Raw genomic sequence first — 13611 nt, 5'->3', positions numbered from 1 at the left:
AGACCTTAGTAAAAGGCGTCACCAACCACGCCAAGAGATATCCAAGAAATAAAATACCACCTATGACAAATATAAATAACCATAGGAATTCACCTTCAAGCTTTACACCACTATCACGTATAAATCGAAGCCCCAATATAGCGAACCCGAACCACACCACATGAAACAAAATCACCACTCTATATCGCGTCCCACAATATCTGCACCTAATGCCCGGCGCGTATGTATCTCCCTCGTGAAAAAAACCTCTCATCAAGGATTCTTTTGACAACCTGCCAAGACGTTTACCACACCTTTCACATTTATCATATGTCATATTAGTTTCTGCCATGTATAGCATTATTGGTAAAATAGGATGCGGTTACTGAAACGAGAGAACCTATCGCACCTGCTCCTATAGCCTGGGTCATGTGTAATGCCGGAAGTGCGCTGCCCTTATTTCGAGGAGATGCCAGACCAGAAAAAATTTTTATTGCACCCGCTCGACCAACCAATCCTCCTGCATAGGCAGCTCCCAACCCTACAATAAAGTCGAAACCAAAGATATAAGGATCAAACTGATCACGACTACTAAACAGCTGATTTCCCAATGTCCCAGCGAAAGAAAAGCCTCCATTGATAAGAAGCGTGGTACTTGCTGGCAGAGCAGTAGCAATTGCGCCTGCTACTGCACCACTCGCTGCAGCAATGCCCGATGTAATGCCACCGACCACCCCGCCTACAACACCCCCAACAACCGACCAAACCAGCCGACCATCCGGATCATAGTAATTCACCGGATTCTGATATGCATACCCATACACATTCAGCCCGCCGGCCAGGCCGATGGGATCGCGCTGCAGGTAACGGCCCAGTTCCGGGTCGTAGTCGCGCATGGTGTTGTGGTACAGGCCGGTTTCCGGGTCGTGGTACTGGCCCGGAAAGCGCAGCGGGTTGGGGATGGTGGCCGTTTCGCCGGTGAGTTGACCGAATGCCCGGTAGTCCGCCTGCCAGACGGTGGCACCGTTTTTCGCCACCATGCGCATGGGTGTGCCAAGGTGATCGTTGATGTAGTAGACCAGCTGTCCGGCACTATCTCAGACCAGAAGCCCATGCCCCCAATGGGGGATCAACCCCATCAGATCCCCGCACTCGGTGGGTTTGCCTATTGAAATCCCGGCGCAAGGGCCGCATAGTAGGCGTTTGTATGGTCCCCACTCAGGATGTGCGTGATGAAACGATCGATTTTGAGCCTTTTTGCAAGCAGCTTTATTCTTGTATCCTCACATAGTTATGGACTGGATCTGAGCGATGCCTATGCCAAGGCACGCGATTTTGACTCGGAGCTGGCAGCGGCCACGGCCCAGCGTGACGCGCAGATCGAAGGGGTGGCCCTGAGCAAGTCGGCTCTGTTGCCCTCCATTTCTGCCGGTGGCTCTTATGCCCTGCACGATCTGACCCGCAAGGTCAGCCCGGATGATACCTATACCGCCAAGGGCCTGAGCCTGACGCTGAGTCAGAAACTTTATGACAAGGCGGTCCGGGAGCAGTACGCCGGTGCTCAGGCACAGGCGGAGCAGGCCGAAGCGGCGCTGCGTGCCAGCCGGCAGGATCTCATCGTCCGCACGGCCCGGGCCTATTTTGATGTGCTGCGCGCCTGGGAGGCGCTGAAGTCGGCCCAGAGCACGGAGAAAGCCTTCGAGCAGGCCTACAGGCAGGCGCGCGAGCGTTATGACGTGGGCCTGATTGCCATCACCGAGGTGCACGAGTCCAAGGCCGTGTACGACTCCGGCGTGGTGGCGCGCATCAACGCACGCGGGCAACTGGATGTGGCGCTGGAAAATCTGGCGCGGATCATCGGTGAATACACCACCGAGGTGAACGCCCTCAGCGAGGATTTCTCTGCCAAGGCTCTGCTGCCTGCAGACGTGGAAGGCTGGGAAGACAAGGCGCTGAAAACCAATCCTCAGGTGATTGCTGCCCGGTGGGCCGTGGATGCGGCGGAAAAACAGCTGGCTGCGAGCCAGGCGGGCCGCCTGCCGGTGGTCTCCGTGGAAGCCGGTTACAGCTGGAGCGACCTGGACGGCTTTTATCCTTCCGATGAAACCACACGCGACGCGTCACTGACACTGAAAGTGGGTGTGCCGCTCTATACCGGCGGTGCCATCTCCGCGGGTGTGCGTCAGGCTCAGGCGCTGCTGCGTCAGGCCCGTTTCAGCCTGGATACGGCACAGCGCAATACCCGTGTTCAGCTCCGCCGCCTGTACTCTGTCCTCACCACCAACGTGCAGGCCATTGAGGCGCGGCATCAGGAAATCGTCTCCAACGAAAGTGCGCTCAAGGCGACCCGTGCAGGGTATGACGTGGGCACACGCAACATCGTCGAAGTGCTGGATGCGGAACGCAAGTACTATGATTCACTGGTCAACTACGCCAGCGCGCGTTATGACTTCGTGGTCAACCTGCTGACCTTCAAGCAGGCTGCCGGCACCCTGAGTCAGGCGGATGTGGACGAGCTGAACCAGTGGCTCACCCGGCCCGTCAACACGGTGGCAGCCAACTAACTAGCACTCCATCAGGCGCGCGAGGCCGTCGAGCTGACGGTCGAGCGCGCCGCGATTGGCCGCGAGCACGGCCTGCCCCGCTTCCACCTGTTTTTCCCGCAGCACTCGGTCTTCCAGAAGCCTGCGGATGGCATCCGCCAGGGCTTCATCATCCTGAACGGTGACCAGTGCCCCGGCCTCTTTCAACGCATCACAGATCACCTGAAAGTTGAATACATGCGGCCCCATGATGACCGGCACGCCCATGGCGAGCGGCTCAAGCGGGTTATGCCCGCCGGTGGGCACCAGGCTTCCCCCACAAACGCCACATCCGCTGCGCCAAACAGGCCCAGCAGCTCCCCCATGGTATCCCCCAGATAGACCTGGACTGACGCCGTTACGGCCTCGTCATGGCTGCGTCTGGCACAGGCAAGCCCCTCGGACTGGACCAGCGCAGCGACGCCATCAAAGCGTTCGGGGTGGCGCGGTACCAGCACCAGCAACAGATCCGGGTGCTGGGCCAGGAGGCGGCGGTGTGCCGCCAGTACGGGACGGTCTTCCCCGTCATGGGTGGAGGCGGCGATCCATACCGGGCGTTGCCATTGCTGGCGCAGCGCCCGGCCCAGCGCGGCCTTTTCCGGGTCAATATGCAGGTCAAACTTGAGGCTGCCCGTTACCTGAACACGGTCGGGCGACGCGCCCAGACTGATGAAACGGCGAGCATCCGGCTCGAACTGTGCGGCAATCAGACTCAGCCTGCGGAGCATGGGGCGTGTCAGGCCGCTGATCCGGGCATAACCCCGGGCCGAACGCTCTGACAGCCGGGCGTTGGCCAGCATGACGGGAAGGCGACGCCGTGCGCAGGCCGCCACCAGGTTGGGCCAGAGCTCCGTTTCCATGACCACCAGCACCCGGGGCTGCCAGCGCCGGAGAAAGCGCGCCATCATCCCCGGCAGATCAAACGGCAGGTATACATGGTAAACGGTATCACCAAAGGTAGCGCGGACCCGTTCGCTGCCGGTCGGGGTGGTCGTGGTGACGAGCACCGGCACGTCCGGCCAGCGGGCGCGGGCGGCACGGATCAGGGGCACCGCGGCCAGGGATTCGCCCACGGAAACACAATGAAACCAGATGACACCGGTCGCCGGCGCACGACGCGGGGTCAGTGACAATCTCTCGCCCCAGCGCTGCCGATAGGCAGGCGCTTTCCGGCTGCGCCAGAGCATGCGCAGCAGGGCAAAGGGCAGGATGAAGTAAAACAGCAGGGTGTAGATCACTCGCACGGGCGGCCTCCGGGTTCAGAGGCGGCCTAGTGTATCACAGGCGCACGATCCGGCATCAGTTGAGCCGGACCTGGTGCGTACTGATCTCATCTCCCTTGCCATTGCCATGCAGTTGCACGTTCCGGAGACGCAGACTGCCGGATGGTTCCGATGTGACCGTTTCATCCTCGACCAGCCACTGACCGATCCTGATGCCGAATTTCCTGTTGCGATCAGCCTTGACGTCAGTCAGTTCGCCCTGTATCTGCCCTGGCCCCTGCTCCGTGAGCTGAATACCATCATCTCCACCCTCCTCTACCCTGATCTGCCTGAGCTGAACCTCCAGGTCGCCCGCACCGGACTCATCGAGCTTGATCGCCTCACCCCGCGTGCGCCGGGCTTGCAATGACGTTATCATCACCCTGGCATCACCATCGCCGGCCTCGTCAAAATCCAGCCCTTCATCCTGATTGCCGTTCAGTCCGGTATCGCTCAGTTCAACAATCAGGTTCCCTTCATCCGCTTCATCAATATCAAAGCCATCATCCAGATCAGCATCATTGTAAAAGCCATTGTCATTGAGAACGACATGCTGACCGGACACCTGCACATCTCCGGGCCCGGCTTCATCCAGCTCGATGCCATCTCCTCCGTTGTTCTCAACGCGCACCCGCCTGAACTCTGCGCGGATGCCGCCCTCCCCGCGTTCGTCCACGCGCACGCCGTCGAAGTCCAGCGCCCCTGTACCCGCACCCCGGATCAGCACATCTTCGAGTACCAGATGGATGCCGGCTGCAGACCCTTTCTGGCCGTCATCGAATGCGTCGGCATTGTCATCCACATGCAGGCCGTACAGCGCCGCCCGGTCCACGGTAACGTGTTCAAGCGAAACCCGAACTTCTCCGGTCGCTGTTTCCGGCACGGTCACGACAATCCCGCGCGTGGCGCTGTTGACCACCGCAAGATTGCGCAGCGTGACGGATGCCGCAGTTCTGAAGAGGAGCGTTGCATCCTCCGTCACGGCAGACCCGTCTGTATTCATGGTGAAGGTGCCGGCATGCGCGGCGTCCAGCAGCGCGCCATTGCCCTCAATCGTGAGCGGCTGGCTCCCGGCATAAACCAGTGGCTGGTGTACCGGAATATTCACACCCTCGGCCAGCACCACGGATACGGGGGACGAGGCCCCGGCGGCATCCCGCAATGCCTGGCGCAGCGACTCTTCCGAGGCAACCGGTTGCCCGGCGAACGCCTGCCCTCCTGCCAGCAAAACCCATCCCAAGACCAGCGAGCGATCAAATCCCATATCCATTTCCTCATGCATTTTCACTCGTACCGAAACCCTCTCCGGCACACGGCCCGACACTTTAACCCGGGTTTGTGACAACCGGGTTTCACGGGGATTCGGGCATTGTCGGAGTCTGACTTGGGCTGCCCTTCTCTGACCGCTATAATGGCCGCCAGATCAGACAGAGGGTAGTCCATGAAACCGGAAATCCGGGTCGATATCGCAATTCTCGGGGGCGGCATTGCCGGCCTGTGGCTTCTCAACCGGCTGCGGCGTGCCGGCTATTCGGCGTTGCTGTTCGAGAAACGCTATCTTGGCGGTGAGCAGACGGTCAAATCCCAGGGCATCATCCATGGCGGTACCAAGTATGCCCTCAATGGCGTGCTCACCCAGGCGGCCAATGCCATTGCCGACATGCCCCAGCGCTGGAAGGACTGCCTGGAGCGCCACGGGGAGGTGGATCTCGGTACCGCGCGCGTGCTCAGTACCCATCACTACATGTGGTCACGGGGCCGTCTCGCCTCGCGGATGACCACCTTCTTTGCCAGCAAGGCGCTGCGGGGGCGGGTGGATGCCCTCAAGCCCGAAGCACGCCCCAAGGTGTTCCAGCACCCGGACTTTCACGGCGCGGTCTATGCCCTCAATGAAATTGTGCTGGATGTGCCGACAGTGCTCAATGCACTGGCCCTGCCCTATCAGGGCACCTTCATTCAGGCCGACCTGGGCGAACCCGGCTCACTGACCCGGGATGGGGACGGCTTCGTGCTGAAGCCGCGTCCGGATGTGGCCATTCATGCCCGGCGCGTCATCACGACCGCAGGCGAAGGCACCGAGGATCTGCTGGCCCGTCACGGGCTTTCGGGACCGGCCATGCAGCGCCGGCCGCTGCACATGGTCATGGTCAGCCATCGCTATCCGCATCCGGTGTACGCACACTGCATCGGCGCTGGCAGCAAGCCGCTGGTGACCATCACCACGCACGCCCTGCCGGATGGCCGCAAGGTCTGGTATCTGGGCGGGCAACTGGCCGAAGATGGCGTTCAGGACACGCCGGAAGCACTCATTGGCAAGGCACAGGCGCTGCTGCGCGAAGTGCTCCCCTGGGTCGATCTGGGCGAGGCGGACTGGGCCACGCTGCGCGTCAACCGTGCCGAGCCGAAGCAGAGCAACCTGACACGTCCGGACAGCGCCTTTGTGGCCAGCGAGGGTCCGCTGATGGTGTGCTGGCCCACCAAGCTGGCACTGAGCCCCAATCTGGCGGACCGGGTTATTCAGCAACTGCATGCGGACGACATTTTCCCCGCCGTGCCGCAACCGGATCTGCATCTGCTCAGGCTGCCCGAGCCGCCGCTGGCGCCGACTCCCTGGGAGGAGGCCTTCACATGAGCGCCTTGCCTCTCCGGCCGCTGGGGGATACGGGCCTGAACGTCAGCCCGGTCGGTCTGGGTACCGTCAAGATCGGGCGGGATCAGGGCGTCAAGTATCCCACCGGATTCCGCATCCCCGACGACCAGGCCGTGCGCGAGCTGCTGGCACTGGCGGCGGACCTGGGCATCAACGTGGTGGATACGGCGCCGGCTTATGGTCGCAGCGAGGAACGTCTGGGCCAGTTGCTCACCCACCGGGAGCGCTGGATTATCGTGACCAAGGTGGGCGAGGAATTCGAGAACGGCCAGTCGCGCTTTGATTTCACGCCCGAGCATGTGCGCTTCAGTGTCGAGCGCAGTCTCGGACGCCTGCGGACCGACTGGCTGGACATGGTACTCATTCATTCGGATGGTCAGGATCTGGATGCCCTGAACCGCTGGGGCACGCTGGACTGCCTGCTGGAGCTGAAGGCCAGGGGCCTGATCCGTGCCGTGGGTGCTTCCACCAAGACAGTGGCGGGCGGTCTGGCGACGCTGGAGAAGGGCGATGTGGCCATGGTCACCCGTCATCCCGGCTACGATGACGAAACCCCGGTTCTGGATTATGCCGCCTCACACCACAAGGGCATTCTGGTGAAGAAGGCGCTGGCCAGCGGTCACCTGATCCTCCGCGATGATCCGGACCCGGTGCAGACGGCGCTGGATCACGCCTTCGCCCACCCGGCAACGGGCTGCGTGATCCTGGGCACCATCAATCCGGCGCACCTGAGGGAGAATGTGGAGAAGGCCGGACGCGCACTGGCACGCGCCGGCCACGCGGATCAGCCCTGAGACAGGAGGCTGCGCAGGTCGATGATGGCCGCATTGGCCCGTGAAATGTAGCTGGCCATGGTCAGGGAGTGATTGGCCAGCACACCAAAGCCGCTGCCGTTGAGAATCATGGGGCTCCACACGGTGTCCTGCGTGGACTCCAGCTCGACGATGATCTGGCGCAGGCTGATCTGGGCGTTCTTGTCCTTCAGCACTTCGGCAAAGTCAATTTCGATGGCCTTCAGAATGTGAATCAACGCCCAGGCCGTACCACGCGCCTCGTAGAACACGTCATCAACCTTGAGCCAGGGTGTGCGCACTTCCTGGACACTCAGCCCGGGCGTGGACTGCTGCGCGGCCTTGTCTCCGGCCAGATCCAGGTTGTACTGTATCTTGCCCGCGCTCTCGCTCAGACGATTGGACAGGCTGCCCAGGCGTGTCTCCACATCGGCAAGCCAGTTGCGCAGGTTGTCCGCCCGCGCATAGAACTGGGCGTCCGGCTTTGTAGGGTCAGCGAGACGGCGCAGGTAACGGCGCAGGGCCTTGATGCCGGCCTTGTATTCACCTTCGGTAGAGGGAATCATCCAGGAATCGCTGTCAAAGTGGAACTGCGGCTCGGCGATGATCAGATCCGGGTCCTCGGCAGACTGGCTCTGTGAGCGGCTGATATCCTTGCGCAGGGCCCGGCTGAGATCCCGGATCTGGACCAGCACGCCGAACTCCCAGTTGGGCATGTTATCCAGCCAGAGTCCGGGCGGAAAGACGTCGTTGGAGAGATAGCCGCCCGGTTTGCTGAGCAGGGTATCCGCCAGATGAATCAGGGTTGCCGTGGTGGTCACGCCCACTGCCGGCTGCACCCCTTGTGCCCGGGCTTCCTGCTCGGCCACGGCCCGGACATCGAACAGATCAGGCTCCAGGCTCCAGTACATGCCCACCGCGGCCGCCGCCAGCAGATAGACTCCCAGGATTCCGGCCACTAGGCGGGCGGTTCTGCCTCCGCCGAGGTAGTCCTGCAGGTCATCCCAGCGGTCGCTTATAAACGTCTTGATCTGGTTCCACATCGTCAAATTTCCTTGCGTCGGTCAGGCAAAATGCACAGGCGTGGCCTGAGGTCTGGCGAGATAATAGCCCATCACCCCGTCCACACCCAAATCCCGCCAGGCGTCGACCTGGCTCTGGCTTTCCACCAGGGTGGCAATGACTCTGGCATCCTGGCTGTGTGCCGCCATGATCAGGGATTCAAGATAAAAGCGGTGGTCCTGACCCGATGACATGCGGTGACAGAGTGCGCCATCCAGGCGCAACCAGTCCGGCCGCCAGCGCTGAATGTAGCCAAAGGGCTGACCGGCACCCCCGAAGCGGTTGATGGCCAGCGCATACCCAAGACGCGACCGTTCCCGGGCCAGGGCATCAACGGTCGCCCAGGCATGGAGAACGGCGGGCTCCGGCACATCCAGAATCAGGCGCCGTCCCACACCGGGGTAATCCGTCAGCAGCCGCCGCAGCCAATCCATGAAATCCGACTCGCGCAGCGTATCCACCGCCAGCGGCACGCCCACCGTCAGCCCGGCGTCCGAGTTCAGCACCTCAACCACCTTGCGCAGGACATGCCGGTCGAGCCGGGCCACGAGTCCGAACCGGCTGGCAAGCGGCAGAAAACGCGCGGCGGGCAGCTCGTCGTCCTCGATCTGCAGGCGCGTGACCACCTGCTGGTAGAGCACCTCGCGCCCCATTGTACTCAGTACCGGCTGGTACAGGATATCAATCTGTTCTTTGGCCAGCGCCTGTTCAATCTCCGCCCGCCAGTCCGTGGCACTTACCACCTGTTCGCCATGGCCCTCCGGCTCACCGGTTGCCCAATCCTGCCCCACCTCATCGCTCAGCGCCTGCTCCAGCGCCGCATCGGCTGCGGCCATGGCCTGAACCACCATCAGGCCGGGCCCGACCTCCACCTTGGCTGCAGCCAGACGTTCGACCGTGCGCCCCTGAAACGCGGGGCACAGTCTCAGCCGTGGCAGCAGGTCCGACAGCACCTGTGACGGGATGTCCGAGGCCGGTACATCGGTCAGGAACAGGGCGAATTCCGCTGCCTTCAGCCGCCCCGCGAAGGCGCCGTCCAGCGGTGCCAGCACGTCCCGGATCACCTCGCCCATCTGGGACAACAGAATATCCCCCTGTGCGTGCCCCTCTTCACGATTGAAGCGGGCGAAATCGTCGTAACGCAGCAACACCAGGGTTCCCGGCCGTCCCTCGTCCAGACTTTCCAGTGCAATCCGAAGCTGGGCCAGGAAGGCGCGCCGGTTGGGCAGACGGGTCACGCCGTCCTGCATGACCTGAGTGCGCAGTTGTTCGATACTGGCCAGTTGTTCGCGGAAAATCACCGCCAGACGCTCGCTCATGCGCGCCAGGGCGTCCCGGACGCGAATCAGTTCGCGAAACCGCGGGTTCGGCCACACCACATCCAGTTCACCATCCGCAAGCCGGCCCGCCACTTCCTCCATGCGCCCGAGCGGCGCAAGCAACCGGGCGATCAGCACGCCGAGCACCGCAAGCACCAGCAATGCGACCACCGCAAACCAGCCCGCAAAGCTCACCAGCGTGCGCCACATTTCCATGTAGGCGTCTTCAAGGCTGGCCCGGACACGCACCGTACCCAGCCTGCGCCAGCCGGACACCACATCCGCCCGGCCTTCCGGTGCCTCAAGGGGCAACCAGGCGCGGAACCAGTCCGGTACGGTACGGTCAGGGCGGGCATGCCGCTCAACGACGGTCGTCCCCTGCACGTCTTCAATCACAATGTCTGCGTAGGTGCCGCTGTCAAACATGGCGTCCGCCATGGAGCCGGCCAGCACCCAGTCCACCCGGGGAGCGGACGACAATGCAAATCCGAGGGCCGTTGCGGCATCCTGAGCCACACTGCTCAGTTGCGCCTGGAGATGTGTACGCTTGATCCAGGCATTGACGCCGATGCTGCCTGCCAGCAGCAGGATCAGCCCCGCCATGCCTGCCCACGCCATGACACGCCGGAAGGAGGGGGCATCCGAATCAGAAACTGATGCCATGTTCTGTGCCTTGTCTTGTTATTGTCGGGCTTTCCGGGAACAGGTTAACATGCCTACAATCTGTTACAAAACAGCATCCTGAACGCTCTGCCATGTGAACCTTCTCTTCCCTATACTGCATTAAAGCTAACACACTCTGACGCACTGTCTATACTCAGGTGGAATTAAAACTGTACACACACCCGATACCTCAGCCATGACCAGTCCAGACCAGCGGGAACAACTGAAGAAGCACTTTGCGCGCCGGGTGACCAACCAGGCACGTCTGCTGATCGACCGCTGGAACCGCATACAGGCCAATCCTCCGGCTCACCACGGGTGGGTGGACGAACTCTATGACGAGGCGGAAAAGCTCGGCCGTTACGCGGCCCGCTTCGACATGCACGAACACATTGCAGCCGCCAACCAGTTGCTGTCCGTCCTCAAGAAGATGCGTCTGGAACAGGCGGTCAACCTGCAGAACGTGAAGGGCACGCTGGCCAGCCAGTTTGACCGGCTTCAGGACATCACGCGCCGGCGCTCGGATGATGCATCCGACACCAAGCCTCGCATCCTGCTCAAGGACCCGGTACTGGTAGCCCTCTCGGACCCCATTGACACGCACAAGGTCGTCAATCAGCTGTCCATCTTCGGGTTTCGTGGTGTCAGTGTGAACAGTGCCCGGGACCTTATTGAACAGGCCCGCGCCCATTCACCGCAGACCATGGTCATCGACGTCCATTTCGGTGGTCCCGAGAACGGTCTGCGCTGTGCACTGGAAATACAGCAGGCGGCCAGCCATCCCATTCCGGTGATCTTCATCAGCACGGAACCGGCCCCCCTTTCCGTCCGGCTTTCCGCCACGCGCAGCGGTGGCGAGGAGTTTCTGGAAGGCAGGGTGGACCCGACCGTTGTGGTGGAGAAGGTCGAGCAGTTTACCCGGCACAACCTGCAGACCCCCTACCGCGTGCTGGTCGTGGACGATTCCCGGGCACAGGCCACCTATGCGGAAACCGTGCTGCGCAAGGCGGGCATGATCCCGCGTGTTGTCACCGAACCCATGGATGTGCTCACCGCCCTGTACGAGTTCAACCCGGAAATCATCATCATGGACATGTACATGCCGGGCTGCAACGGTACCGAACTGGCCAAGGTCATCCGCCAGGACGACCGCTATGTTTCGGTGCCCATCATTTATCTGTCCGCGGAAGACGACGTCAACAAGCAGTTGCATGCCATGTCCCTGGGCGGTGACGACTTTCTGGTCAAGCCCATCAATCCGCGCCAGCTGCTGGCCACCATCCACAACCGGGGCCGGCGCGCCCGTGCGCTCAAGGCCCAGATGGTCCGCGACAGCCTGACCGGTCTGTTCAATCACACCCATACGCTCAATCTGCTGGAAGATGCCCTCACCCGCGCACGCACGACGGGCCGCCCGGTCAGCTTCGTGATGATCGACATCGACCACTTCAAGTCGGTCAACGACACCTGGGGCCACCCGGTCGGCGACCGCATCCTCAAAAGCCTCGCTCTGTTTCTCAAGCAACGGCTGCGCAAGAGTGACAGCATCGGGCGCTATGGCGGTGAGGAATTTGCCATCATTCTGCCGGACACCCGGCTGGCCGACGCCCGCGCCCTGATCGACGACATCCGGCAGCGCTTCCATGCCATCCGTCATCCCACGGACCGGAACGAAATCTCGGTCAGTTTCAGTGCCGGAATCGCGGCCACCCAGGACGGCACGGTCAAGATGCTCACGGATCAGGCCGACAAGGCACTCTACGAAGCCAAGCACCGCGGGCGCAATCAGGTCTGCTGCGCACCGCCTGCAGTCTGACCCTTCACCCAACCACCATTCCTTCGCCCCGTTTTTCCCGGGCAAGCTGCTCTGCCTGCCCCGCCACTGCGACCAAAGTCCGATGCATTGTGTCGCGAACGTGCTGTTAGCAACAAATAGAACTGTCCGGTTTTGTAGCACATAAACTGTCCGCTTTGGGTCCACTGATGATCAGACTTGGCAGCGGACGTTGGCCGGTGCCTGATCAATAGGTTCGAGGGGGTCGAAGGGCAGGCCTTCTGGGGTGTAACTGGCCAGTCTTCTGGGGCCGTGGAAGATCGCCAGGGAGCGATCAGGATAACGGTGTACCCGAACCTTGGCCTTGACGTAATGGCGCCGATAGCGGTCGGCAGGGATCTGCAGCTTGAGTCCCTCGAACGAGACGCAGTTGTCCTTGTTCACGGTGCGTTCGTACTGCTCACACAGGATGTCGTCCAGTCCAGGGCCGATGAAAGGCACGAAGGCGCTGCCCTCGACGGCGGGTTTGACGCAGAACTCCCGGTTGAAGGCCGGCAGGTAGTGCTCCCGAAGGTAGCGGTTGGCCGCCGCCATGGTGGTAATGCCCTGGGCTGCAAGTTCCTTGGGCAGGCGTCCCTGATGGGTGGCGAACTGGCGCTCACAGCGGCCCCGGGCCTCGGGGGAATAGGCGGGGATCATCTCGACCCCGAGCTGGGCCATGGCCCTGCCGAACTGGGTGAGGTTGGACTTGTCGACCTTGCCGCCGGCCTTGGGGGTGTGCCAGTAGTGACTGCCCCGGTCGGTATAGAGGCTCGAGGGAAGGCCGTGATCGGTGATGACCTCTCGCATGGCCTGGAAGCTCGAAGCCGTGCCTTCCTCCTCGACGAAGAACATGGAGTAGTGCTCAGAGGTGGCGTCATCGAAGGTGATGATCAGATCCCAGTGGTGGCCGGGAACCCATTCGTGGGTGGAGCCATCCTGGTGGAGCATCATGCCGACCATGGGCGCCCGCTCGCGGCGTCGACGATGCTTACCCCGAGCCGGTGCCTTCTTGACCAGGCCTGCCTTCTGCAAGGTGTTCCGTACCCAGGTATAGCTGCGTGTGCCGCCGTGACGGTCGCGGTAGAAGCTGTAGAAGTGTTTGATGTTCCAGCCGTCGTAGCGCTCCTTGTAGAGCGCCTCGAGGCGTAGAACCTCATCCACCGGGGCCTTGCGGTGGGAAACCTGACTCAGGCGCTTGTCGATCAGGCCGTCGAGGCCCTCCTCCTCGTAGCGGTCGATATAGCGCCGGAAGGTCCGCTCACAGACCCCCAGCAGCCGCGCCGCCTCTTCCTGGGTCAGCCGTTTCTCGGTCCATCCCGTATAGGCTTCTTCGAATCGCATTTTCCGGATCTCCTGTAGCAGTTCTGTCCGTCTCATGGCTCACCTCCTTGGTGATCATGAAACCGGACAAATCACGTGCTACAAGTCCGGACAGTTTATTTGCTCCCAACATTGTGTCGCGAACGTGCTTGAAAGCGTCATAAAAA

The 13611-nt window shown here is 61.7% G+C and carries 11 protein-coding genes; 4 read left to right on the top strand and 7 right to left on the bottom strand.

Annotated features, from left to right (window positions below; all coding sequences use genetic code 11):
- Nucleotides 1–317 precede the first annotated feature (317 nt).
- A complete protein-coding gene (locus AAIA72_RS14945) occupies nucleotides 318–1049 on the bottom strand; it encodes an RHS repeat-associated core domain-containing protein (protein WP_369603015.1) in 732 nt (243 codons plus the stop codon).
- Between the two features lie 162 nt (nucleotides 1050–1211).
- On the opposite strand from AAIA72_RS14945, the gene AAIA72_RS14940 reads away from it, so the two are divergent.
- Nucleotides 1212–2543, top strand: coding sequence for a TolC family outer membrane protein (locus tag AAIA72_RS14940; RefSeq protein ID WP_369601087.1), 1332 nt, complete (start codon nucleotides 1212–1214; stop codon nucleotides 2541–2543).
- Here the strand turns inward: AAIA72_RS14940 and AAIA72_RS14935 are convergent, their stop codons facing one another.
- Genes AAIA72_RS14935 through AAIA72_RS14925 form a run of 3 tightly spaced genes read right to left on the bottom strand, consistent with a single transcriptional unit; the run spans nucleotide 2544 to nucleotide 5087 of the window.
- Nucleotides 2544–2771, bottom strand: a complete 228-nt coding sequence (locus AAIA72_RS14935) for a hypothetical protein (protein ID WP_369601086.1) — start codon at nucleotides 2769–2771, stop codon at nucleotides 2544–2546.
- Nucleotides 2741–3805 (bottom strand): lipid IV(A) 3-deoxy-D-manno-octulosonic acid transferase, encoded by a 1065-nt coding sequence (waaA, locus tag AAIA72_RS14930; RefSeq protein ID WP_369601085.1) that lies wholly within the window; start codon nucleotides 3803–3805, stop codon nucleotides 2741–2743. The genes AAIA72_RS14935 and waaA overlap by 31 nt, the downstream gene beginning before the upstream one ends.
- 55 nt (nucleotides 3806–3860) lie before the next feature.
- On the bottom strand, nucleotides 3861–5087 hold the full coding sequence (locus AAIA72_RS14925) for a hypothetical protein (protein WP_369601084.1): 1227 nt from the start codon (nucleotides 5085–5087) through the stop codon (nucleotides 3861–3863).
- Nucleotides 5088–5264: 177 nt separating this feature from the next.
- Between AAIA72_RS14925 and AAIA72_RS14920 the strand changes: the two genes are divergently transcribed.
- Nucleotides 5265–6455 carry an FAD-dependent oxidoreductase gene (locus AAIA72_RS14920; protein WP_369601083.1) on the top strand — a complete coding sequence of 397 codons (1191 nt, stop codon included), beginning with the start codon at nucleotides 5265–5267 and terminating at the stop codon, nucleotides 6453–6455.
- Entirely contained in the window at nucleotides 6452–7267 is an 816-nt protein-coding gene (locus AAIA72_RS14915) for an aldo/keto reductase (protein ID WP_369601082.1), read from the top strand. Before AAIA72_RS14920 ends, AAIA72_RS14915 begins: the two co-directional genes overlap by 4 nt.
- Here the strand turns inward: AAIA72_RS14915 and AAIA72_RS14910 are convergent.
- Nucleotides 7258–8307: a DUF2333 family protein gene (locus tag AAIA72_RS14910; protein ID WP_369601081.1), complete on the bottom strand. Its 1050-nt coding sequence runs from the start codon at nucleotides 8305–8307 to the stop codon at nucleotides 7258–7260. The genes AAIA72_RS14915 and AAIA72_RS14910 overlap by 10 nt on opposite strands.
- 21 nt (nucleotides 8308–8328) lie before the next feature.
- On the bottom strand, nucleotides 8329–10308 hold the full coding sequence (locus AAIA72_RS14905; protein WP_369601080.1) for an EAL domain-containing protein: 1980 nt from the start codon (nucleotides 10306–10308) through the stop codon (nucleotides 8329–8331).
- A 196-nt stretch (nucleotides 10309–10504) separates the two neighbouring features.
- Here AAIA72_RS14905 and AAIA72_RS14900 point away from each other — a divergent pair, with 196 nt between their 5' ends.
- Nucleotides 10505–12124, top strand: a complete 1620-nt coding sequence (locus AAIA72_RS14900; RefSeq protein ID WP_369601079.1) for a diguanylate cyclase — start codon at nucleotides 10505–10507, stop codon at nucleotides 12122–12124.
- A 171-nt stretch (nucleotides 12125–12295) separates the two neighbouring features.
- On the opposite strand, the gene AAIA72_RS14895 is transcribed toward AAIA72_RS14900, so the two are convergent.
- Nucleotides 12296–13465 (bottom strand): ISNCY family transposase, encoded by a 1170-nt coding sequence (locus AAIA72_RS14895; RefSeq protein WP_369600308.1) that lies wholly within the window; start codon nucleotides 13463–13465, stop codon nucleotides 12296–12298.
- Nucleotides 13466–13611: the final 146 nt, after the last annotated feature.

The organism is Thermohahella caldifontis, assembly GCF_041153465.1.
GTDB classification, from domain to species: Bacteria; Pseudomonadota; Gammaproteobacteria; order Pseudomonadales; family Oleiphilaceae; genus Thermohahella; species Thermohahella caldifontis.
This window is presented reverse-complemented; position numbering and strand designations above follow the sequence as displayed.